This is a genomic window from Azospirillum sp. VT-I1, from assembly GCF_055698305.1.
This window is the reverse complement of sequence record NZ_CP168803.1, coordinates 392,501-415,252: the sequence shown is the minus strand read 5'-3', so window position 1 is coordinate 415,252 and position 22,752 is coordinate 392,501. Positions and strand designations below refer to the sequence as shown.

Genomic DNA, 22,752 nt, shown 5'->3' with positions numbered 1-22,752 from the left:
CGTTGCGTTTTCCGGTGGGATTTCCCGGCCCCGAATCCCGGCAAACAGATCAAATGCTCGTGAAATGACCGCCCGGTCATTGCAGTCGTGACTTGCCGCATTCGGAGAAAAACCAGATCAAATACCGTTATTTGACCTACCACTTCCGCGCTTTTAAAGTCGTCCTGCAGGCATGATCGCAACAAGGCGGCTGAACGGAATGGTGAAGACGACCGCGACTGCCGACACGGCTCCGCCTCCCCTGCCCTCCTTCGAGGGAACCGGGAACCGGATCGTCTTTGCGCTGATCGGCCTGATGCTCGCCTTCGCCGGCGCCGGGGTCGGCGGGGCGCTGCTGCTGCGCCCGGCCCCCGCCCAGGGCGCCTTCGCCGCGCCCCGGATCGACGCCGCACCCGCCCCCGCGGTCTACGCCGCCCTGCCCACCCTGACCCTAACCCTCAACGACGGCCGCCGCCTGCAGGAGTTGCGGCTGCGCGCGGTTCTGGAATTCGATCCGGCGACACCGCTGGAGACGGTCACCCCCCATCTGCCGCGCATCGCCGACGCCATCAGCCGGCGCCTGCTGGAAGCCGATCCGGCCGAACTGCGCGGGGCCGACGGGTCGGCCTATGTCAAGGACGCGCTGCGCCACGTCGCCAACAAGACCATGCGGCCGCTGAAGCTTCGACAAGTGCTGATCCAGGATATGCTGCTGCGCTGACGGCGCGCTTCCCAAGGCCCCTCGCCTCCCCATATCCTGCCCGACCATATCCGGCCCAGCCATATCCGGCCCGCCCGCGGCCGGTCGCGGGGTTCGTGCATATGGCAAGGGTCCAGTTGCGGAAGGAGACGGCCGTGGCCGAGTTCGATTTCGACCTGTTCACCATCGGGGCCGGGTCCGGCGGCGTCGCCGCTAGCCGGCGCGCCGCGTCCTACGGCGCCAAGGTCGCGATCTGCGAGGGCAGCCGCGTCGGCGGCACCTGCGTGATCCGCGGCTGCGTGCCGAAGAAGCTGCTGGTCTATGCCGCCCAGTTCCGCGACGGCTTCGAGGATTCCTGCGGCTATGGCTGGAAGTCCAGCACGCCGGCCTTCGACTGGGAAACGCTGATCGCGAACAAGGACCGCGAGATCGACCGGCTGAACGGCATCTACATCAACATGCTGAAGAACTCCGGCGTGACCCTGTACGAGGGATTCGGCCGGATCGTCGACCGCCACACGGTGGAGGTCGACGGCAAGCGCTACACCGCCCGCAACATCCTGATCGCCACCGGCGGCTGGCCGTCGCTGCCGCCGATCGAGGGGATCGAGCATGCCGCGACCTCCAACGAGGCGCTCCACCTCGAAAAGCTGCCCCATTCCGTCCTTATCATCGGCGGCGGCTACATCGCCGTGGAATTCGCCAGCATCTTCCGCGGGCTGGGCGCGGAAGTGACGCTGATGATCCGCGGCGACGACCTGCTGAACGGCTTCGACGACGACATCCGCGTCGCCCTGGCGCAGGAGATGCGCAAGCGCGGCATCAACATCATCTCGCGCTGCAAGCCGGTGAAGCTGGAAAAGGGCGCCGGCGGCTACACCCTGACCGACCATATGGGCCGCGAGCATTCGGCGGGGTTGGTGATGGCCGCCACCGGCCGGCGCCCGAATACGAAGAATCTCGGCCTGGAGGAGGTCGGCATCACCCTGAACGAGGCCGGGGCGATCCCGGTCGACGAATGGTCGCGCACCGGCGTGGACAACATCTACGCCATCGGCGACGTCACCGACCGCATGGCGCTGACCCCCATCGCCATCGCCGAGGGCCGCGCCCTGGCCGAGACGCTGTTCAACGACAACCCCATGCACATCGGCTACGACAATGTCCCGACCGCGGTGTTCTCGCTGCCGCCGCTCGGCACCGTCGGGCTGACGGAGATGCAGGCCCGCGCCAGATACCCGCAGGTCGATATCTACAAGGCCGGCTTCCGCCCGATGAAGCACACCCTGACCGGCCGGGACGAGCGGGTGCTGATGAAGTTGGTGGTCGACGGCGAGAGCCAGCGCGTGCTCGGCTGCCACATGATGGGCATGGACGCACCGGAGATGATGCAGCCGCTGGCCATCGCGCTGAACTGCGGCGCCACCAAGCGCGACTTCGACCGCACCATCGCGCTCCATCCCTCCACCGCCGAGGAATTCGTGCTGATGCGCGAGAAGGCGGAGCCGGAGAAGAAGATCTGACGGCCTGAAAAGCGGCACCACCGGAATGGCGGCGCGGAGGACACACCCCTTCGCGCCGCCATTTTTCGTGGAACCCGGCCCCGGGACATGCACCGGGAGTCATAGCACGCCAGCACAGGGCACTTTTCCTGGAACGCTTCTAAAGATTGTGGGTTGAGGACGGGTGAGCGATCCGGAACGGCACGTCCTGCTGGTCTCCCCTGCATCCCCGGCGATGGGCCGGTCCGGATTTCTCCGATCCTCGGCCCCTGCAAGGCGGGCCACCAGACGCAGGAGGAGTCCCTCGCATGTTCATGCACAACAAAAAGCTCATGTACACGGTCCGCGTGTCGGAGCCCAACCCGGTGCTCGCCAGCCTGATGCTGGAGCAGTTCGGCGGCCCTCAGGGTGAACTCGCCGCGGCCATGCGCTACTTCACCCAGGGTCTGGCCGACGAGGATCCGGGCCGCAAGGACATGCTGATCGACATCGCGACCGAGGAGCTGAGCCACCTGGAGGTGATCGGTTCCATCGTCGCCATGCTGACCAAGGGCGCCAAGGGCAAGCTGGCCGAGGGTGCGGACGAGACTGCCGACCTCTACGCCAACATCACCCAGGGCAACGGCAGCCACACCCTGTCGCTGCTGTATGGCGGCGGCCCGGCCCTGGTGAACTCCGCCGGGCAGCTGTGGACCGGCGGCTACATCGACAGCATCGGCGAGCCGACGGCCGACCTGCGCTCCAACATCGCCGCCGAATCCCGTGCGAAGATCATCTACGAGCGCCTCATCAACGTCACCGACGATCCGGGCGTGAAGGATGCGCTGGGCTTCCTGATGACCCGCGAGGTCGCCCACCAGAAGAGCTTCGAGAAGGCGCTGTACGCCATCGACAACAACTTCCCGCCGGGCAAGCTGCCGGGCAAGCCGGAATACACCGACAAGTACTACAACATGAGCCAGGGCGAAGGCGACATGCGCGGCCCCTGGAACCAGGGCGCCCAGTGGGAGTTCGTCGACGTCAAGATGGGCGACGGCCCGGTCAACGGCGGCGACGGCAACCCGACGGTCAAGCTGGCGGCGTCGGAGATGGCGGCGGTCAACGCGGTTGCCGCCCGCACCATGTCCAAGCCGGACGCCGATCCGACCACCGGCGCCGACCTGGGCGCCGGACCGGGCGCCGGCAAGACCAAGACCACCACCGGGGGCTGACAGCTCTCTCCGGCGAAGCCGTCCCCGTCACTGCGCGGGGACGGCGCTCTCCCGTTCCCGGCGGTGGAGCCCCATCAGCCAGACCAGCAGGCACAGCGCCGGAATGGCGCCGGCCATCGACAGCAGGAAGAAGCTGATCCAGTCCATCCGTTCCGCCAGCCAGCCCGACGAGGCGCCGAACAGGTCGCCGCCCAGCTTGTAGAAGCTCGACAGCAGCGCATACTGGGTCGCGGTGTAGGCGATGTTGCACAAGCCCGACAGATAGGCGACGAAGGCCGCGGTGGCGATGCCGCCGCAGACATTGTCGACCACCACCGTCACCGCCAGGATCGACACGTCATGGCCGGTCCAGGCCAGCAGGACGTAGCCCAGGTTCGAGACCATCTGCAGGATGCCGCCGATCATCAGGCCGCGCAGCACCCCGACCTTGCCGACAAGAAGCCCGCCGACCAGCCCGCCGGCGATGGTCGCCCACAGGCCGAACAGCTTGCTGACCGTGGCGATCTCCGACTTCGTGAAGCCCAGGCTGATATAGAAGGTGGACGACATCTGGCCGGCCAGCACCTCCCCCAGCTTGTAGCTGGCGATGAAGGCCAGGATCACCACCCAGGCCCGCCGCTCCATGAACTGCAGGAAGGGCGCCACCACCGCGCCATAGAGCCAGGCGAGCGCCACCGCGCTGCGGCCCGACAGGTGCGGCCGGCGCGCCAGCCATTCGGCGATCAGCTTTTCGCGGGCGCTGGGCGGCGGCTCCTTCGGTTCGCGGCACAGCAGGATGGTCGCCATCCCCACCAGCACCAGCGCCGCCATCGCCTCGTAGGCCGTGCGCCAGCCATAGAACTCGGCGATGTAGAGGGCGCCCGCCCCCGCCGCCATCAGGCCGAAGCGATAGCCCAGAACCAGCACCGCGGCACCGGCGGCCTGCTGATGCTCCTCCAACACCTCGACGCGGTAGGCGTCGACGACGATATCCTGGCTGGCCGAACAGAAGGCGACCAGCACAGCGCACAGCGCCGTCCACCACAGATCCTGTCCGGGATCGGTGGTGCCCAGCCCCAGCAAGGCCGCGATCAGCGCCGCCTGCGCCGTCAGCGCCCAGCCGCGCCGCCGCCCGAACAGCCGCGTCATCACCGGCAGCCTCATACGGTCGATCAGCGGCGCCCACAGGAACTTCAGCGCATAGGGCATGGTGACCAGCGCGAACAGGCCGATGTTGGTCCGGCTGACGCCCTCCTCGGTCAGCCAGACATTCAGCGTGGCGCCGGTCAGCGCCAGCGGCAGCCCTTCGGCAAAGCCCAGGAACAGGATCGCCAGCACGCGCGGGTCGCGGTAGACCGCCAGGGCCTGCCCCCAGGAGGACAGGCGTTTGGCCCGCCAGGATGTCGCGTTCACCGAAAAGGGCTCCTCTCGGGCAATGGATGGGGGCGGTCGGTCGGTTGCCCCGATGTATAAAGGGCGCGGGGTCCCGCCGCCAGCGGCGTGGACACGAACTTCCTTTCATCTGAAATCACCCCCGGTGGCAGTGTGCGGGGTGCCGCGGCACAGCATTGCCGGGAGGCAGGCCGAAACTGTGGAAAAGTTACCGCGAGTCGCGCTATAGAGTACCCCCCACGGGGTTCGCCGCCGGTCGTTCGCCGCCCGCCCGGCCCCCGTTCCGCAATCGTCAAGGAAGAGCAGGCGCGTCATGGTCGAGCGTTGGACACCCGCCAGTTGGAGGACGAAACCGGCGAAGCAGTTGCCGACTTATCCCGACCAGTCCAAGGTCGAGGCGGTCGAACAGCGCCTGTCCTCCTATCCGCCGCTCGTCTTCGCCGGCGAGGCCCGCCGGCTGAAGGCCAAGCTGGCCGAGGCCGCCGCCGGCCAGGCCTTCCTGCTGCAGGGCGGCGACTGCGCCGAGAGCTTCGCCGAATTCCATCCCAACAACATCCGCGACACCTTCCGCGTCCTGCTGCAGATGGCCGTGGTGCTGACCTTCGGCGCCTCGATCCCGGTCATTAAGGTGGGCCGCATGGCCGGCCAGTTCGCCAAGCCGCGCTCGGCCGACATGGAGGCCATCGACGGGGTGGAGCTGCCGTCCTACCGCGGCGACATCATCAACGGCTTCGACTTCACCAGCGACGCCCGCGTTCCCGATCCGGAGCGCATGATGCAGGCCTACACCCAGGCCGCCGCGACGCTGAACCTGCTGCGCGCCTTCGCCCAGGGCGGTTACGCCGACCTGCACAAGGTCCATCAGTGGACGCTGAGCTTCGTCGAGAAGTCGCCGGCCGGCGAGCATTTCCAGGAGCTGGCCACCCGCCTGGACGAGACGCTGGCCTTCATGGCCGCCTGCGGCATCACCGCGGAGACGACGCCGCAGATCCGCGAGACCGACTTCTTCACCAGCCACGAGGCTCTGCTGCTGCCGTTCGAGCAGGCGCTGACCCGCGTCGACAGCACCACCGGCGACTGGTACGACGTGTCGGCCCACATGCTGTGGATCGGCGACCGCACCCGCCAGCCCGATGGCGCCCATGTCGAGTTCCTGCGCGGGGTGAAGAACCCCATCGGCCTGAAATGCGGCCCGACCACCGATCCGGACGAGTTGATCCGCCTGATCGACATCCTGAACCCGACCAACGAGGCCGGGCGCCTGACGCTGATCGTGCGCATGGGCTCCGACAAGGTGGCTGAGAAGTTCCCGCCGCTGCTGCGCAAGGTCCAGCGCGAAGGCCGCACGGTGGTGTGGTCCTGCGACCCGATGCACGGCAACACGGTGAAGTCCACCACCGGCTACAAGACCCGTCCGGTGGAGCGCGTGCTGGCCGAGGCCAGAGGCTTCTTCGAGGTGCATCAGGCAGAAGGCACCCATGCCGGCGGCGTGCATTTCGAGCTGACCGGCCAGGACGTGACGGAGTGCACCGGCGGCGCCCAGGCGATCACCGACCACAATCTGGCTCTGCGCTACCACACCGCCTGCGATCCGCGCCTGAACGCCAGCCAGTCGCTGGAACTGGCGTTCCTGCTGGCCGAAAAGCTGAAGGAAGGCCGCCAGTCCCGCGACGCCCAGCGCCGCGCCGCCGTCGCGGCGGAGTGACGGGGGCTCTTGTCGAGCAAAGCCCCTCTCCCCCTGTGGGGCGGGATCGGCCAAACGCCAACGGCGTTTTGCCGATCCCGCGGGTTGGGGTGAGGGGAAAAAGGCTACTTCCTGGCCTCTTTGCAGACGTGGGAGGTGCGGACGCCCTAGCCTACCGCACCACCATCCGGTCCAGCAGGATCTCCCTCACCCGCACGCCGCGCAGTTCGCGGTCCAGCACGCCGGCGATGGTGCTTTTCATCAGCATCGCCCCGTCCGCCCCAGTCAGCTGTTGCGGGTCGATCTGGCGCATGCGGTCGGACAGGCGGTCGGAGATGCGGGGAACGTAGGGATCGGCGACCTTGCCGTCCACCGACGGGTCGATCTCCAGCAGAACCTTGACGTCGACCATCCGCGCATCGCCGCCGCCCAGGCTGAAGGTCATCATCGGCAGGGAAGCGTACTTCTTGTCCGGCCCCTGCTGAGCCTGGGAAGCGGGCGCACGGTTCTTGCTGGCCACCACGGCGCCGGTGGCGCCGAGCACCGCCAGCAGCAACAGCAGGCCGGTCAGAACCAGCGGCATCAGGGATACCGTTTCCCCATGCCGGTTGCGACGGACGAGCCGCAAGATCGCCTTTCCGCCCCCGTCACGGGGGTCACACGTCCCATCGCCCCGATGCTATGCGCGCAACAAAGACCGGTCAAATACCGATCGATCCGCGCAACAAACAATTCACCGGATCAGCCGGCCGGGATCACCGGCACATTGTCGATCAGCCGGGCCTTCCCCATCCAGGCAGCGGCCAGCAGACGGGCGGGACGGGTGACGGCGGTCACCGGCTCCAGCGTTTCGGCGTCGCGCAGCTCGACATAGTCGATGGTGCCGAACCCGGCCTCGGCGATGCGGCTGCGGATGGCGGTCAGGGCGCCGTCGGCCTCGCCCCCGCGGGCCAGCGCCTCGGCCGCCGCGGTCAGCGCCCGGTTCAGTTCCGGGGCGCGGGCGCGCTCGTCGGCGCTGAGATAGGCGTTGCGGGAGGACATGGCGAGCCCGTCGGCCTCGCGCACCGTCGGCAGCCCTTCGACGCGGACGGGGATGTCGAGGTCGCGGGTGAAACGGCGGATCACCATCAGCTGCTGGTAGTCCTTCTCGCCGAACACCGCCACGTCGGGCAGGGCCTGCAGGAACAGTTTGGTCACCACCAGCGCGACGCCGCCGAACATCTGCGGGCGGAAGGCGCCGCACAGCCCCTCCGCCGGGCCGCCGACCGAAATGGCGGTGGCGAAGCCTTCCGGATACATGGCGCGTACGGTGGGGGCGTACAGGGCATGGCAGCCCGCCGAGGCGAGCTTGGCGGCGTCACCGGCCTCGTCGCGCGGATAGCGGTCGAAATCCTCGTGCGGGGCGAACTGGGTCGGGTTGACGAAGACGCTGGCGACCACCCGGTCGGCCAACTCCCGCCCACGCCGCACGAGCCCCAGATGCCCGTCATGCAGCGCCCCCATGGTCGGCACCAGGGCGACGGTCAGCCCCTCCCCGCGCCAGGCCGCGACCTGCGCTCGCAAATCCCCGACCGTCCTCAGGATCGGCAGGTCGCTGGAGGTCTGGGCGGCGGTCAGCGTCATGGCGGCGGTCCTTGCGCGTCGAATTCGCGCGCTGGATAACGCGTCGGACCGTTCCTGTCCAGAAGAGCTTTCCGTAAGACAGACTGTTGCCGAAACGGCGGAGAAGGCAGCCCCTCTCCCGCCGCGTCGATGCCGGAAAATCAGCGCTTGATGGTGATGCCGACCAGATAGGCCAGGTTCGCCCAGGCCAGCAGCGTGGCGAGCAGGGCGGTAAAGGACGGGACGATGATCACCGAGCCGATGATGATGGCGAGGACCACGACGAGCAGGCCGAGAGAGAGCAGAGCGATGCGGGTATCGTCCATGAGGTGAGGCTTTCCGAAACGGGTGACAGGGAATGACCCTATCTACCGTATTGCAACGCAAACGGGGCTGATCTGCGTCAATCGACCGCGGACTCGCCGATCATATAAGAACAATATGATGCACGGTTCCGGCGTGGCTCCGCCGCGCCTCACGCGCCTGCGACGGCATGCTCCCAGCGAAAAGCCTGGAAATGAAAAAAGGCTCCGGACTTTCGTCCGAAGCCATTTTTTATGATGGTGGGCGCGACAGGGATTGAACCTGTGACCCTTCGCGTGTGAAGCGAATGCTCTCCCGCTGAGCTACGCGCCCGAACCCTGAAACTCTTTGCCCCGTTTCCGCCGGCCGATCCGGCTGGCGTTCCCGGGAGCGTCGCGACCGTCTGTCGTCGGCCCCGCCGCTGCGGTGGGCGGGTTTCTACGGCCTTCCCTGCCGGGTGTCAAGCACCAGATTCATCACCATCTTAAAAAAGATGTCGCCGCCAGCAGGAGCCCCGGACCGTGCCCCACCGCAGCCCTCTCCGCCTCCCCAACCGTTTCGGAACGGCCCTGCTGGCCGCCGGCCTGTCGCTCCCCCTGCTTCCGCTCGCCGCGCCAGCGGCGAAGGCGGAGCCGCTGAAGGCGACCTACCGCGTCTTCGTCGGCGGCGTCACCGCGTTGGACGTGGACGCGACGCTGGAGGTGACCGGCGATCGCTACCGCATCGCGGTGTCGGCGGTAACCGGCGGCACCATCGGCCGCCTGTTCACCTGGAAGACGGAATCGCAGAGCGACGGCCGCCGCCAGGGCGACGACCTGAGGCCGGCGAGCCACCGGCAGTCCAGCCAGTTCCGGGGGAGCCGCGCAACGTCACCCTGACCTACGGGCCGCAGGGCGACGTTTCGGCCACCGTCACGCCCCCGCCGGAAACCGACGACCGCGAACCGGTGCCACCCGCCCTGCAGCGCGGCACGCTGGACCCGCTGTCCGCCGTGCTGGACCTGCTGATCGCCGTGGGCGCGAGCGAGCGCTGCGACCGGTCGCTGCCGGTGTTCGACGGGCGCCGCCGCTATGACATGATGTTCACCGAGGTCGGGCGGCGGATCGTCGATCCGTCGCGCTATTCGGTCTTCTCCGGCGTCGCCCAGCAATGCCGGGTCAGCTACCGCCCGGTGGCGGGATACGGCAAGTCGGGCCCCACCGGCCGCTTCTGGCAGCGGAGCAACCCGGCGGACAGGCCGCCGGTGGATCTGTGGCTGGCCCCGCTCGCCGCCGGCTATCCGCCCCTGCCGGTGCGGCTGGAGACGGACAGCGATTTCGGCAGCGTGGTCGTCCACCTGACCGGCGTCACGCCGCCAGCGGCAGACCGCCGGACCGGGACTGCCCCACCGCCGCTGCGCTGACGGCGGATGCGCCTGCGGAAACGGGCTTGCCGACAGCGGGGGAGCGGGTGTCGACGATCAGGTCCGACGGCTCGACGCCTGTGCGCCGCACCGCTTCGCTCAGCGCCCCCGCCGAAGGCCAGAGAAGACGGCCGTCCAATTCCAGCAGCGCGCCGTCAAGAAGCGCCGCATAGCCCCCCAGTTTTCCCATATGGACGATCCGAGCCATGCGAGAGACCATGGTGGAGTTCCTTCTCGTTGGGAATCGCCGCGGAGCGGGATTGGCGGCGGAACGACGCGCCGCCGCCCGGTCCGCACCCGGCAGGTTCTTGATTGCTTGTATTGCCTGCCGGATGCGGCCAGCGTCAGGAGCAGGAGCATGGCGGAGATGGCCAGAGAACCGGCCGTCACGGCATCGTCCTGCAACATGGCGCGCCCTCCCGGATCGACCCCATTACTGTAGGGGCTTTTGCGCGCCGGCGGACGGATCCTGAGGGATACCGCAGCTGTCCAAAAGGATAGTATCAGCGTATGCATCGTTCCGTTTCCCCAGCGGTTGCCGCGGATCGGTACGGTCACCCGGAAACTCATGGGCCGCGCACCGGCCTACCGCCGTCCACCCGGTCAGCGGTTCCATGGCGACGCAGCAGCGCGTCCACGCCGTCGACCAGTCCGGACTGGATGCCAACGTTCCAGTCCTCGATCCCGATCTCGTAGAACACCCCCACCAAATTCGCATTTTGCAGCGAGCACTGCACTTTGAGAGCAATTTGCCGTTTTGCGCTTTGTCGCCTCACGACGAAAAAAATGCGCATCAGCGCTGTATGCTTGAAAGAACAAAAGGCAACGATGAAGTGGATTTTCTGGCACGCAGATTGCTGCCTCATCTCTTAAAAATGAGCGCAACAAAAGTTTCATAATCCGAGCAGCGCATTTCATGTGAGAGGGGAGCGGTCAATGAAGACAATACGGGCACGCCTGCAAATTGCATTGGCGTCTCCCAGCCTTGTCGTATTCGCTTTGGCGGCCATTGGATGGCTGTCTCTGGGAGCGGCAAATGACGGTATGCAGACAGTCTACAGCGACCGCGTGGTTCCTCTGCGTGACTTGAAGGCGGTCTCGGACCTCTATGCGGTCACCATCGTAGACACCGCCCACAAAGCCCGCGCCGGCAGCATAGGTCTCGATCAGGCCGCAGCAGCGGTCGAGCGCGGAGTTACGGAGAGCGACCGGCGCTGGGCAGCATTTATGGCGACCTACATGGAGGCCGAAGAGAAACGGCTGGCGGATTTGGCCGACCGGAGCCGCAAGGCGGCCAGTGAAGCCTCGCGCCAACTGGCCACGCTGATGCGCGGCAAGGACAAGGCGGCGCTGGTCAGCTTCGTCGAGGAAAAGATGTATCCGGCTATCGACCCGTTCACCGAGGCGGTGTCCAAGCTGGTTGATCTTCAGATCGCCGAAGCCGAGAAAACCTATCGCGAGACCGATGCCGGCATCACGCGATCCCGCGTGGCCATGCTGGTGGCGATTTCGGTCGGCTTGCTGGCGATCGGTTTCGCTCTGTTCGTGGTGCTGCGGCAGGTGATTCAGCCGATCAACGGTATCGCCGTACTGATGCAGCGATTGGCCGATGGGCATCTCGACATCGAGGTGACGGGCGATCAGCGTACCGACGAGGTTGGTCGGCTTGCTCGCTCGCTGCTGGTGTTCAAGCAGTCCGCGATCGAGAACCGCCGCATGACGGAAGAGCAGCGGGCCGAGCATCAGCGGGAGAAGGAGCGGCGGATCACGATCGATCGGCAGATCGCGCAGTTCGACGGTCAGATGCAGGATGCGCTCGGGATGCTGACACGCGAGGCACAGCGACTGACGGGAACGGCTGACGCCATGTCGAACACCGCTGACCATGCCAGCCGTCAGGCCAACATCGTTGCGTCCGCCGCCGAAGAGGCGACTACGAACGTCCAGGCGGTGGCGAGCGCCACCGAGGAGTTGTCCGCCTCGATCAACGAGATCAGCCGTCAGGTTTCTCGCTCCACGTCCGTTGCCGGCGAAGCCGTGGAGGAGGCTTCGGCGACCGACAGGATCGTGCAGGGGCTCGCCGACTCTGCCCAGCGGGTCAGCGAGGTCGTCACCCTCATCAACTCGATCGCCGCCCAAACCAACCTGCTGGCGCTGAACGCCACCATTGAGGCGGCACGAGCCGGCGAGGCGGGCAAGGGTTTTGCCGTCGTCGCCACCGAGGTCAAGAGCCTCGCCAACCAGACCGCCAGGGCGACCGAGGAGATTTCCGGCCATATCGCTGCGATGCAGGGTGCCACCGGCCGGACCGTGGACGCGATCAAGCACATCGGCACCACCATCGGCCAGATGAACGAGATCGCCACCAACATCGCCTCGGCGGTGGAAGAGCAGGCGGCGGCGACCCGCGAGATCGCCAACAACGTGCAGCTGGCAGCCGGCGGCACCAACGCCGTTTCCGCGAACATCGCCCAGGTGAACACGGCAGCGGACGAAACCGGGACGGCCGCGACCGCCGTGCAGACGTCTGCGAATGAGCTCAACCAGCGGACCACCACTCTGCGCGGTGATATCGAGCGCTTCCTCGGGGCCATGCGTGTGGCTTAGCGATATGCGGCGATTTGGTTTGAAGCTCGTCACGATCAGCCCCTGATCGCCGCGTTTTGCAACTCCACCATATGCCGGACCGGGCGGCCGATCCCGTCCTCACCCATATCAAGGAGGCTATGCGCCGGACCCTGGTTGCGGTGCTCTACACCGGCCGGAAGTCATCGGACCACATCAGGACAGGGCGGGATGACTATGACGGCTCCGCGCTCCAGGTTACCCAGAAAAGGACCCGTGCCTCGCTGTGGGTGCTGTGCCGCACGGACCTAAAGGCAGAGTTGACGGAGAGGAAAAGAAACGCTACCTCCGTGATAATACTGGTCAACCCCGCTCCTGAACGACCTTGAGACAGAATAGGATTTTCCAACGCCCTAGGTTTTGCAATCAAAGTTCATCCTGAACTGAAAGGTTCCATACTCAATGGCTGACGGAAAGCCTCTGCCTCGCTGCTGGCGGAAGCAGGCTGTCCGGTATGGGAGATCGCGGCAATAGGCGCCGCACGTCACTGAAAAATCTCGAAATCCACACATGGCAGGCGGACCGCCGACGAAGGGCGAACGCCACCATCGCGACGCTGGAGAACCACCAACGGCTAATGTCGGAGAATTGGGCAGGCAACCCTTTGGAAAGATTTGTTTATTGCAGATTGAAACAAAAGTTGACTTGGGCTTCCGCCGCGTGCTGTGGCACACCACTCTCGGATTTCCCGATGCTGCGGTGCGCACTCCGGAAGATGTGTCGCCCACAGGATCAGTGATGTCTTAACCTTTCCCCGTTCAAGTACGGCGCTTTCTTCGATCGGTTTCCTTCCGCCCCCTCCCGTCCACACCTAAGGTCCGACCAGGAACACCACCATGGCCCATCGTCCGCTCGCCTGCGTGATCCTCGCCGCCGGCAAGGGCACGCGCATGAAATCCGATCTGCCCAAGGTGCTGCACCGGGTTGCCGGCCGGCCGATGGTCGGGCATGTGCTGGCCGCGGTGAAGACGCTCGACCCGGACCATGTCGTGGTGGTGGTCGGCACCGGCATGGACAGCGTGGCAGCCGCCGTAGCCCCCTACCCCACCGCGGTCCAGCATGAGCAGCGCGGCACCGCCGACGCCGTGCGCGCCGCCTTCGGCCTGCTGGAGGGCTTCACCGGCGACGTCATCGTTCTGTACGGCGACACGCCGCTGGTGACGTCGGACACGCTGCGCGCGCTGGTGCAGGCGCGCCGGCAGGCCGCCGACCCGGCGGTGGTGGTGCTGGGCATGCGCCCCGACGATCCCGGCGCCTATGGCCGCCTGATCCTGAACGCCCGCGGCGGGCTGGAGAAGATCGTCGAGTATCTCGACGCCAGCGAGGAGGAGCGCGCGGTCACCCTGTGCAACGCCGGCCTGATGGCGTTCGACGGTGCCCGCATGTTCGACCTGATCGGCAGCGTCGGCAACGACAACGCCAAGTCCGAATATTACCTGACCGACGTGGTCCAGATCGCGCGCCGCGCCGGCATGGCCTGCGCCGTGGTGGAGGCCGCCCCGGCCGAGGTGGTCGGCGTCAACTCCCGCGCCGAACTGGCGGAGGTGGAGAAGCTGCTGCAGCGCCGCCTGCGCAAGGCCGCGATGGACAACGGCGCCACCCTGATCGACCCCGACAGCACCTTCCTCAGCGTCGACACCCGGCTGGGCCGCGACGTGGTGGTCGGTCCCGGCTGCTTCTTCGGCGCTGGCGTGACGGTGGGTGATCGGGTGGAGATCAAGCCCTACTGCCATCTGGAAGGCGTGCGCATCGACAGCGGTGCCGTCATCGGCCCCTATGCCCGGCTGCGTCCGGGGGCGGAGATCGGCCCGGACGCCCACATCGGCAATTTCGTCGAGGTGAAGAACGCGGTGATCGAGGCCGGGGCCAAGGCCAACCACCTGACCTACATCGGCGACGCCCGCGTCGGGGCCAAGGCCAACATCGGCGCCGGCACCATCACCTGCAACTATGACGGCTTCAGCAAGAGCCGGACGGAGATCGGCGCCGGGGCCTTCATCGGCTCCAACAGCGCGCTGGTCGCCCCGGTGGTCATCGGCGACGGCGCCATCGTCGGCGCCGGCAGCGTGGTGACGATGGCGGTGGAGGCCGACGCCCTGGTGGTCGCCCGCGGCAGCCAGAAGGCTTACGCCGGCTGGGCACAGCGTTTCCGCGAACGGAAGCGAAACGAGAAAGCAAAAAAGGCGTAAGGTCGGTTCGGGTCTTCTCTCCGGTCGGCATCTATTCAGGAGCATCAGGTCCATGTGCGGCATCATCGGCATCAACGGCATTCACGACGCATCCCCCCGGCTGGTGGAGGGCCTGCGCCGGCTCGAATACCGCGGCTATGACAGCGCGGGCGTCGCCACCCTGGTGAACGGCCATATCGAGCGCCGCCGCGCCGAGGGCAAGCTGAGCAACCTGGACATGAAGCTGCGCGACCAGCCACTGTCCGGCACCGTTGGCATCGGCCACACCCGCTGGGCCACCCATGGCGGTCCGACGGAGAACAACGCCCACCCGCACGCCACCAAGCGCGTCGCCGTCGTCCACAACGGCATCATCGAGAATTACCAGGAGCTGAAGGACGAGCTGACCGGCCACGGCTATGTCTTCGAAAGCGCCACCGACACCGAGGTGATCGTCCACCTCGTCACCTATTACCTGGACCAGCACGGCATGACGCCGGTCCAGGCGTCGGCCGCCGCCTTCAAGCGCTTCACCGGCGCCTTCGCCCTGGTGCTGATCTTCGCCGGCGAGCATGAGCTGATGATCGGCGCCCGCCACGGCACGCCGCTGGCCGTCGGCTATGGCGACGGCGAGATGTATCTGGCCTCCGACGCCTTCGCGCTGGCGCCGCTGACCAATCGCATCTGCTATCTGGAGGACGGCGACTGGGTCGAGGTCAGCCGCACCGCCGCCATCGTCCACGACGCCTCCGATGCGGTGGTGGAGCGTCCGGTGAAGACCACGGCGGTGTCCGGCGCCCTGATCGGCAAGGACGGCTACCGCCATTACATGCTCAAGGAAATCTACGAGCAGCCGCAGGTCATCGGCGACACGCTGAACGCCTACATCAACCCGGAAACCGGCGCCTTCGCCCTGCCGGACTTCCCCTTCGATCTGGCCGGCGCCTCCAAGCTGACCATCGTCGCCTGCGGCACCGCCTATTACGCCGGCTTCGTCGCCAAATACTGGTTCGAGACTCTGGCCCGCATCCCGGTCGAGGTCGACATCGCGTCGGAGTTCCGTTACCGCGAGGCGCCGCTGCCGCCGGGCGGTATCGCCCTGTTCATCTCCCAGTCGGGCGAGACGCTGGATACGCTGGAAGCACTGCGCTACTGCAAGCGCCAGGGCCAGAAGATCCTGTCGATCGTGAACGCGCCGGAAAGCACCATCGCGCGGGAATCCGACGCGGTGCTCTACACCATGGCCGGTCCGGAGATCGGCGTCGCCTCCACCAAGGCCTTCACCACCCAGCTGACGACGCTGGCCTGCCTTGCCGTCACCGTCGGCCGCGCCCGCGGCGCCATCGACCAGGAGCGGATGCAGCAGATCGCCCATGCCCTGCGCGAGGTCCCCGCCCGCGCCGCCGACGTGCTGGCTCATGACGAGCGGCTGAAGGAACTGGCGCAAGAGGTGTCGGAGGCCCGCGACGTGCTGTATCTCGGCCGCGGCGCCATGTACCCGCTGGCCCTGGAAGGCGCGCTGAAGCTGAAGGAGATCAGCTACATCCACGCCGAGGGCTATGCCGCCGGCGAGCTGAAGCACGGCCCTATCGCGCTGATCGACGACAATGTGCCGGTAATCGTGCTGGTGCCGTCCGACGCCCTGTTCGAAAAGGTGGTGTCGAACGTGCAGGAGGTCTGCGCCCGCTCCGGCAAGGTGCTGCTGCTGGCCGACCGGAAGGGCATCGACAAGCTGAAGGACAAGGTCCGCTGGTCGGTCGAACTCCCGGCCTGCGACCCGCTGGTCGCCCCGCTGCTGTATGCCATCCCGGTGCAGCTGCTGGCCTATCACACGGCGGTGCTGAAGGGCACCGACGTGGACCAGCCGCGGAACCTGGCGAAGAGCGTGACTGTGGAGTAAATGTCGGTACTGATGGTGCGTCTCACGACGTGAAGCGCACCATCGGACATCTGCAAGACCAATCTATCAAATCACGACGCCATGCTCCGCAGAGCATCAAGATGGCTGACCCCGTGAACGGTCAGACCAGGGATTTCGCCTGGAATTCGGACCGCGAGAACGACCGCCTTTTTCCGGCATCCTGAGGAAGACTGCACGCCTCAACCGCTGAGGCGGTTCATCCGGACGCGCTAGGCGTCATCGGAAGCGCTTGAGCAAGACAGCCGCCATTGCCCTGAGCGGGGTGCTTTCCAGGCGCCCCATCTCATAGCTATGCCTCTTCCCAAAAAAATCAAAAGTCCTGATAAGAAAATACACACCATTGGATTCAATAAATCCATGCATTCCTGAGTCACTTAGAGTCAAGATTCTCACTTGCATCTAGCTTGCAGAGTCACGCATAAGATCTCGCCGCAAAATCCAAAGGCGTTCGGTCATGATTCGTGGTGGTCTGGTAACCAAGCGCTTCCTTATTGAAGGAATTATCGGAACCGAAGCATGGGTTTCCCTATCGACAGACCGTTTGGCCGAACTTCATGCACGGCTGTGCGAAGTCCTCGCCGCCATCCCCAAATTCCGCAGACCGACGGAGGCGGAAACCGAAGCTGAGGTGATCCGGCCGGTCCTGGGCATCCTGGGCTGGGAGGACACGCTGCTTCAGCAGAACCTGTCGGCCAAGGGCCGCAGCGACGTGCCCGACATGCTGCTGTTCCGCGACAGGGCAAGCCTGGAGGCGGCTGCACGGCTGCACCATCACCAGCGCTACCGCCAGGGCCTCTGCGTGGTGGAATCCAAACGCTGGGAACGGCCGCTCGACCGCGAGGAAAAGGGGAGCCGGACGGACGGCGGCGTTCCGTCGACCCAGATGCTGCGCTATCTGCGCCGGGTGGAGGATCTGGCCGGCGGCGCCCTGCGATGGGGCATTCTCACCAACGGCCGGCTGTGGCGGCTTTATTGGCAAGGTGCCGCGTCGGTTGCCGAAGGCTTCTTCGAGGTCGACCTCGCCAAGGCACTGGGCGAGCAGCCGATGGACTTCATCGACCGGTTGACGTTCGACGCCGACGATGATGCCGCCGCCCGCGCCCATGCGCTGAAGCTGTTCGTTCTGTTCTTCGGCCGCTCCGCCTTCCTGGCCGACGTGGCCGGCCACAGCTTTCACCAACTGGCCTTGGCCCAGGGGCAATATTGGGTGCGGCAGGTCACCGGCGACCTGTCGAACATCGTGTTCGATCACGTCTTTCCCACATTGGCCGATGCCCTGGTCAAGGCCGATCCCCAGCGCGATCCGGACCTCGGCCCGGTCTATCTCGACACGGTGAAGCATGGTGTGCTCGTGCTGCTCTACCGGTTGCTGTTCGTGCTCTATGCCGAGGACCGCGATCTGCTGCCCGCCAACACCCCGCCTTACGCGGATTTCGCCCTGAAGCCGTTGCGCGTCGAGATCGCCGCCAAGCGCGCCGCCGGCCATCCGCAATCCTCGGCCATGGCCACCATCTGGTCACGCTTCAAGGGTATCTTCGGCGCCATCGCCAAGGGGGACGACGAGTTGGGCATCCCGCCCTACAATGGCGGCCTCTTCGCGACCGAAGCCGCACCGATCCTGGAACGCGTGCAGCTATCCAACGCGGTCATGGCCGACGTCATCTTCCGCTTGTCCCACCAGGAGGGCCGGCAGTCCGGGCGCGATCCCGCCTACATCAACTACCGCGACCTGTCGGTAAGGCATCTCGGCGGTGTCTACGAACGGATTCTGGAGCACGGCTTGCGCCCATCCGCCGACGGGACGATCGAGGTTGCGCAGGATGAGTCGGCCCGCAAGGATTCCGGCTCCTATTACACACCCGACGAACTCGTCATGCTGATCATCGACCGCAGCGTCGGCCCACTGGCCGCCGACCGGTTGAAAGCGTTCCATGACGCGGCCGACAGTCTCATCAGCGATCCACGTCCAACGAAAGAGCGCTTGCAAGCCTTGCAGGCGCTGGATCCCGCTTGCCGGCTGCTCGATCTCAAGATCTGCGATCCGGCGATGGGGTCCGGGCATTTCCTGGTGAATCTGGTCGACTGGCTAGCCGACCGCGTGCTGACGGCGATGGCGGACGCATCGGTGCTGGCCGATTGGGCCGGTTACGTCTCGCCGCTTGCCGCACAGATCGCCGAGATCCGCGAGGAGATCGAGGACAATGCCCGAACCCACGGCTGGCCGGTGCGCGACGGGCAACTCGACGACCGCCACATCGTCCGCCGCATGATCCTGAAACGCGTCATCCACGGCGTGGACAAGAACCGCATGGCGGTGGAACTGGCCAAGGTGGCGCTATGGCTGCACAGCTTCACGGTGGGGGCGCCGCTGTCCTTCCTGAACCATCATCTGCGCTGGGGCGACAGCGTGGTCGGCGCCTGGGTGCGCCCGACGCTGGACGACGTGCGGCGGCGCGGCGCCCTGTTCAACGGCGCGGCAATCCGCCGGGTCGAGCAGGCCGCCGCCGGCATGGCGCAGGTCGAGCAATCCAACGACAGCGATCTGGCCGCGGTGAAGCGGTCCGAGGTCGCCTTCGGCACGGTGGAGGACGACACCGCCCCGGTCGCCGCATTCTTCTCGCTGCTGACGGCGGAGCGCATCCTGGGCGTGCTCGACCATGCGCCGAAAAAGGCGCCGCCTTCGGTCTCGGTGCTGCGCAAAGCCGGCAAATCCGCCAAGCAGATCGCCAAGGCCGAGGCCGATCATGCCGCGTTCGAACGCGCCGCCGCGTGGCGGCTGATGCTGGACGGCACCTTCGGCGACCCGATGCGCATCGCACTGGGGGAGGAGCGGGTGGCGCCGCCCGACGGCGCGCCCGGCACCGACCGCGCGGATGCCCGGCGGCGCCGTCTGGCCGACGAGCTGGTGGACGAGGCCCGCCGCTTGGCCGACCATCACCGCTTCCTGCATTGGGAAATCGCCTTTCCCAACATCTGGACCGACCTGACCGCGGACGCGCCGGTCGGCGGTTTTGACGCGGTCATCGGCAATCCGCCCTATGTGCGACAGGAACTGCTGAGCGCGATCAAGCCGGCTCTGAAGCCACGCGACAAGGACGCCGGACCGCCGACCCTGGCGGCGCAGGCCGGTTACGCCGCCTTCGACGGCATGGCCGATCTTTACGTCTATTTCTACGAGCAGGGATTGCGGTTGCTGCGGCCGGGCGGGCGGATGGGCTATGTCGTCACCAACAAATGGCTGAAGGCCGGCTATGGCGAGGCTCTGCGCGGCCTGTTCGCCGACGCCGCCTGGGTCGAGTTCGTCGCCGATTTCGGCCATGCCAAGCATTTCTTTCCCGACGCCGATGTCTTTCCCTCCGTCCTCGTCGTCCGCCGCCCGGACGGCTCCGCCCCGCCCGAGACCGCCGCCGTCTGCGTCATCCCACGCGAGGAGGTTCCGGCGAAGGGGCTGGCGGAGGCGGTGGAACGCAACGTCTATCCGCTGCCCCGCGCCGTCTTCACCCGTGAAAGCTGGACGCTGGAGCCGCCAGCGGTGATGGCCCTGCTCGACCGGATCCGCCGCAACGGCGCGCCGCTGGCCGATTATGCCGGGGCGAAACCCTACCGGGGCATCCTGACCGGCCTGAACGAGGCCTTCCTGATCGACACCCCGACCCGTGATTCCCTGATCCGCGACGATCCCCCCTGTGCCGCGCTGATCAAGCCCTATCTGCGCGGCCAGGATGTCGAACGCTGGCGGGCGCCGGACAGCGGTCTGCACATGATCCTGCTGAAATCCAGCGGCGATCACCCCTGGCCCTGGGCGACTGCAGCCACGGAGACGGAGGCCGAGGCGCTGTTCCGCCGCACCTACCCCAGCCTGCACGCCCACATGAAGCAATTCGAGACCATGCCCCCGGAGAACGGCAGGCCCAAGGGGCTGCGCCACCGCGAGGATCACGGACGCTTCTGGTGGGAACTGCGGTCCTGCGCCTACTACGATGTGTTCGAGCGGCCGAAGATCGTCTGGCAGGCTATCCAGTTCTACCCGAACTACGCCATGGACCGATCTGCAAACCTCATCAACAACAAATGCTATGTACTGCCCGGTGAATCACCGTGGCTTCTGGGCGTGCTGAACGCGCCGGTCAGCTGGTGGTTCTCGTGGCGGCATCTGCTGCATATGAAAGACGAAGCGCTGTCCAACGACGCCGTCAAGATGGTCAACTTCCCGATCCCCAGTGCGAGCGAAGACGCCTTGCGCTTAAGCGCGGAGATCGCTGAGGGATGCGCATCGGCGCGGCGCGTGATCGAGGAAACGACCAAGCAGATCACCGACTGGCTGCGTATCGAATTCGGCCTGACCAAGCCGAGCCGCGCGCTGGAGTTCCCGCACAGGCTGGACGGCGAGGGCTTCGTCGCCGCAGTGCGCGCCGCCCTGCCGAAACGCCGCGCCCTGTCGGCGGCCGAGATCGCCCGGCTGAAGCGCGAACACACCGATACACTGACCGCGGCCATCCATGCGGCGACGGAGTTGCTGCGCCTGGAACGCCGCCTGTCCGACACCGTCAACGCGGCTTACGGCCTGACTCCTGCCGACATCCGCCTCCTCTGGGAAAGCGCTCCGCCCCGCATGCCCCTCGACCCGCAGGCGGAACTGCGCCGGATCCGCGCGCGGGACGAGGTTCTGGCGTAGGTGTCCTGCGCTTCACCAAGATGGTTGTGCCGACGGGGATGTCGGCAAACAGATTGGCGACATCTGCCTCCTGGACCCGAAAGTGAAACGCCCCGGCTCATGTGAACCGGGGCGTTTCTGATGTGTGGGAAGATGCCAGCGTTTATGCTTCGAGTTTAGCGTCTCTTGAGCCTGAGTGACCTGGCGGCGACCTACTCTCCCACGTCTTAAGACGCAGTACCATTGGCGCGGAGGCTTTTCACGGCCGAGTTCGGGATGGGATCGGGTGTTTGACACCTCGCCATGACCACCAGGTCACCAAGGCTCAAGACCGACGCTATCCGAAGCGTATCGCTGTTCAGTGCAAGTGAGGTCGAGGATGTATCGAACTGCGGTGTGTGCGTCAAGCAGGCTTGCTGCTGCGCATGGCGCGGTTGTGTGGGGTCGAGATCAAGCCGATCGAGCGATTAGTAAGGCTTAGCTTCAGACATTGCTGCCCGTCCACATGCCTCCTATCGACGTGATGGTCTGTCACGGCTCTCAAGGGAGCTCTGGTTTAGAGGTGGGTTTCCCGCTTAGATGCTTTCAGCGGTTATCCCGTCCATACTTAGCTACCCGGCCATGCCACTGGCGTGACAACCGGTGCACCAGAGGTATGTCCATCCCGGTCCTCTCGTACTAGGGACAGATCCTCGCAAAACTCCGACACCCACGGCAGATAGGGACCGAACTGTCTCACGACGTTCTAAACCCAGCTCACGTACCACTTTAATCGGCGAACAGCCGAACCCTTGGGACCTGCTCCAGCCCCAGGATGTGATGAGCCGACATCGAGGTGCCAAACGACTCCGTCGATATGGACTCTTGGGAGTCATCAGCCTGTTATCCCCGGCGTACCTTTTATCCGTTGAGCGATGGCCCGTCCACGTGGAGCCACCGGATCACTATGGCCGACTTTCGTCTCTGCTCGACTTGTCAGTCTTGCAGTCAGGCGGGCTTATGCCATTGCACTCGACGAGCGATTTCCGACCGCTCTGAGCCCACCATCGCGCGCCTCCGTTACACTTTGGGAGGCGACCGCCCCAGTCAAACTACCCGCCATGCAGGGTCCCGGACCCGGATCACGGGCCACGGTTAGATGCCAGAGACTTCAAGGGTGGTATTTCAAGGATGGCTCCACACGAGCTGGCGCCCATGCTTCCAAGCCTCCCACCTATCCTACACATGAAGTCCCTAGCACCACTGCAAAGCTGTAGTAAAGGTGCACGGGGTCTTTCCGTCTGACCGCGGGAACTCCGCATCTTCACGGAGAGTTCAATTTCGCTGAGTTGGTGTTGGAGACAGCGGGGAAGTCGTTACGCCATTCGTGCAGGTCGGAACTTACCCGACAAGGAATTTCGCTACCTTAGGACCGTTATAGTTACGGCCGCCGTTTACCGGGGCTTCAATTCAAGGCTTGCACCTCTCCTCTTAACCTTCCGGCACCGGGCAGGCGTCAGACCCTATACGTCGCCTTGTGTGGCTTCGCAGAGCCCTGTGTTTTTAGTAAACAGTCGCTACCCCCTGGTCTGTGCCCCCCGCCATGGCTTGCGCCACAACGGGGCCCTCTTCTTCCGAAGTTACGAGGGCA

General features: G+C 65.9%; 16 protein-coding genes, 1 tRNA gene and 2 rRNA genes (1 of these 19 running past the window's edge). 10 read left to right on the top strand and 9 right to left on the bottom strand.

Features of this window, described 5'->3' with window-relative positions:
* The first annotated feature begins 199 nt into the window (after window positions 1-199).
* The 3 genes from AB8P05_RS20495 (at window position 200) to AB8P05_RS20485 (ending at window position 3,392) form a co-directional block, all read left to right on the top strand.
* A complete protein-coding gene (locus AB8P05_RS20495) occupies window positions 200-700 on the top strand; it encodes a flagellar basal body-associated FliL family protein (protein ID WP_472760660.1) in 501 nt (166 codons plus the stop codon).
* 134 nt (window positions 701-834) lie between these two features.
* Window positions 835-2,202: a glutathione-disulfide reductase gene (gene gor, locus AB8P05_RS20490; protein WP_472760659.1), complete on the top strand. Its 1,368-nt coding sequence runs from the start codon at window positions 835-837 to the stop codon at window positions 2,200-2,202.
* Window positions 2,203-2,489: 287 nt separating this feature from the next.
* Complete coding sequence (locus AB8P05_RS20485; protein WP_472760658.1) at window positions 2,490-3,392, top strand: manganese catalase family protein; 903 nt, start codon at window positions 2,490-2,492, stop codon at window positions 3,390-3,392.
* A 27-nt stretch (window positions 3,393-3,419) separates the two neighbouring features.
* Here the strand turns inward: AB8P05_RS20485 and AB8P05_RS20480 are convergent, their stop codons facing one another.
* Window positions 3,420-4,784, bottom strand: a complete 1,365-nt coding sequence (locus AB8P05_RS20480) for an AmpG family muropeptide MFS transporter (RefSeq protein ID WP_472760657.1) — start codon at window positions 4,782-4,784, stop codon at window positions 3,420-3,422.
* 292 nt (window positions 4,785-5,076) lie between these two features.
* Here AB8P05_RS20480 and AB8P05_RS20475 point away from each other — a divergent pair, with 292 nt between their 5' ends.
* A complete protein-coding gene (locus AB8P05_RS20475; protein ID WP_455174508.1) occupies window positions 5,077-6,468 on the top strand; it encodes a class II 3-deoxy-7-phosphoheptulonate synthase in 1,392 nt (463 codons plus the stop codon).
* Window positions 6,469-6,619: 151 nt separating this feature from the next.
* On the opposite strand, the gene AB8P05_RS20470 is transcribed toward AB8P05_RS20475, so the two are convergent.
* The 4 genes from AB8P05_RS20470 to AB8P05_RS20455 form a co-directional block, all read right to left on the bottom strand.
* Window positions 6,620-7,030, bottom strand: a complete 411-nt coding sequence (locus AB8P05_RS20470; RefSeq protein WP_472760656.1) for a flagellar basal body-associated FliL family protein — start codon at window positions 7,028-7,030, stop codon at window positions 6,620-6,622.
* A 158-nt stretch (window positions 7,031-7,188) separates the two neighbouring features.
* Window positions 7,189-8,070: a pantoate--beta-alanine ligase gene (gene panC / locus AB8P05_RS20465; protein WP_472760655.1), complete on the bottom strand. Its 882-nt coding sequence runs from the start codon at window positions 8,068-8,070 to the stop codon at window positions 7,189-7,191.
* Between the two features lie 140 nt (window positions 8,071-8,210).
* A complete protein-coding gene (locus AB8P05_RS20460; protein WP_472760654.1) occupies window positions 8,211-8,375 on the bottom strand; it encodes a sugar tyrosine-protein kinase in 165 nt (54 codons plus the stop codon).
* Window positions 8,376-8,610: 235 nt separating this feature from the next.
* Window positions 8,611-8,685 (bottom strand) — tRNA-Val (locus AB8P05_RS20455).
* Between the two features lie 188 nt (window positions 8,686-8,873).
* Here AB8P05_RS20455 and AB8P05_RS20450 point away from each other — a divergent pair.
* Both AB8P05_RS20450 and AB8P05_RS20445 read left to right on the top strand, forming a co-directional pair.
* Window positions 8,874-9,230 carry a hypothetical protein gene (locus tag AB8P05_RS20450; protein ID WP_472760705.1) on the top strand — a complete coding sequence of 119 codons (357 nt, stop codon included), beginning with the start codon at window positions 8,874-8,876 and terminating at the stop codon, window positions 9,228-9,230.
* Entirely contained in the window at window positions 9,122-9,754 is a 633-nt protein-coding gene (locus tag AB8P05_RS20445; RefSeq protein WP_472760680.1) for a DUF3108 domain-containing protein, read from the top strand. The genes AB8P05_RS20450 and AB8P05_RS20445 overlap by 109 nt, the downstream gene beginning before the upstream one ends.
* Here the strand turns inward: AB8P05_RS20445 and AB8P05_RS20440 are convergent.
* The gene (locus AB8P05_RS20440) at window positions 9,699-9,944 is read right to left on the bottom strand and encodes a hypothetical protein (RefSeq protein ID WP_472760653.1); all 246 of its coding nucleotides are present in this window, start codon (window positions 9,942-9,944) and stop codon (window positions 9,699-9,701) included. The two genes, AB8P05_RS20445 and AB8P05_RS20440, sit on opposite strands and share 56 nt — an antisense overlap.
* Before the next feature lie 376 nt (window positions 9,945-10,320).
* Window positions 10,321-10,548: a hypothetical protein gene (locus AB8P05_RS20435; protein WP_472760652.1), complete on the bottom strand. Its 228-nt coding sequence runs from the start codon at window positions 10,546-10,548 to the stop codon at window positions 10,321-10,323.
* Between the two features lie 142 nt (window positions 10,549-10,690).
* Here AB8P05_RS20435 and AB8P05_RS20430 point away from each other — a divergent pair, with 142 nt between their 5' ends.
* From AB8P05_RS20430 to AB8P05_RS20415, 4 genes are all read left to right on the top strand, one after another.
* Window positions 10,691-12,361, top strand: a complete 1,671-nt coding sequence (locus AB8P05_RS20430; RefSeq protein ID WP_472760651.1) for a methyl-accepting chemotaxis protein — start codon at window positions 10,691-10,693, stop codon at window positions 12,359-12,361.
* 854 nt (window positions 12,362-13,215) lie between these two features.
* Entirely contained in the window at window positions 13,216-14,568 is a 1,353-nt protein-coding gene (gene glmU / locus AB8P05_RS20425; protein WP_472760650.1) for a bifunctional UDP-N-acetylglucosamine diphosphorylase/glucosamine-1-phosphate N-acetyltransferase GlmU, read from the top strand.
* A gap of 52 nt (window positions 14,569-14,620) precedes the next feature.
* Window positions 14,621-16,447, top strand: coding sequence for a glutamine--fructose-6-phosphate transaminase (isomerizing) (glmS, locus tag AB8P05_RS20420; protein ID WP_472760649.1), 1,827 nt, complete (start codon window positions 14,621-14,623; stop codon window positions 16,445-16,447).
* Between the two features lie 562 nt (window positions 16,448-17,009).
* Window positions 17,010-21,143, top strand: a complete 4,134-nt coding sequence (locus AB8P05_RS20415; protein ID WP_472760648.1) for an Eco57I restriction-modification methylase domain-containing protein — start codon at window positions 17,010-17,012, stop codon at window positions 21,141-21,143.
* A gap of 178 nt (window positions 21,144-21,321) precedes the next feature.
* Here AB8P05_RS20415 and rrf read toward each other — a convergent pair.
* Window positions 21,322-21,437 (bottom strand): 5S ribosomal RNA (gene rrf / locus AB8P05_RS20410).
* 131 nt (window positions 21,438-21,568) lie between these two features.
* Window positions 21,569-22,752, bottom strand: a 23S ribosomal RNA gene (locus AB8P05_RS20405); it runs 1,562 nt beyond the window's last position.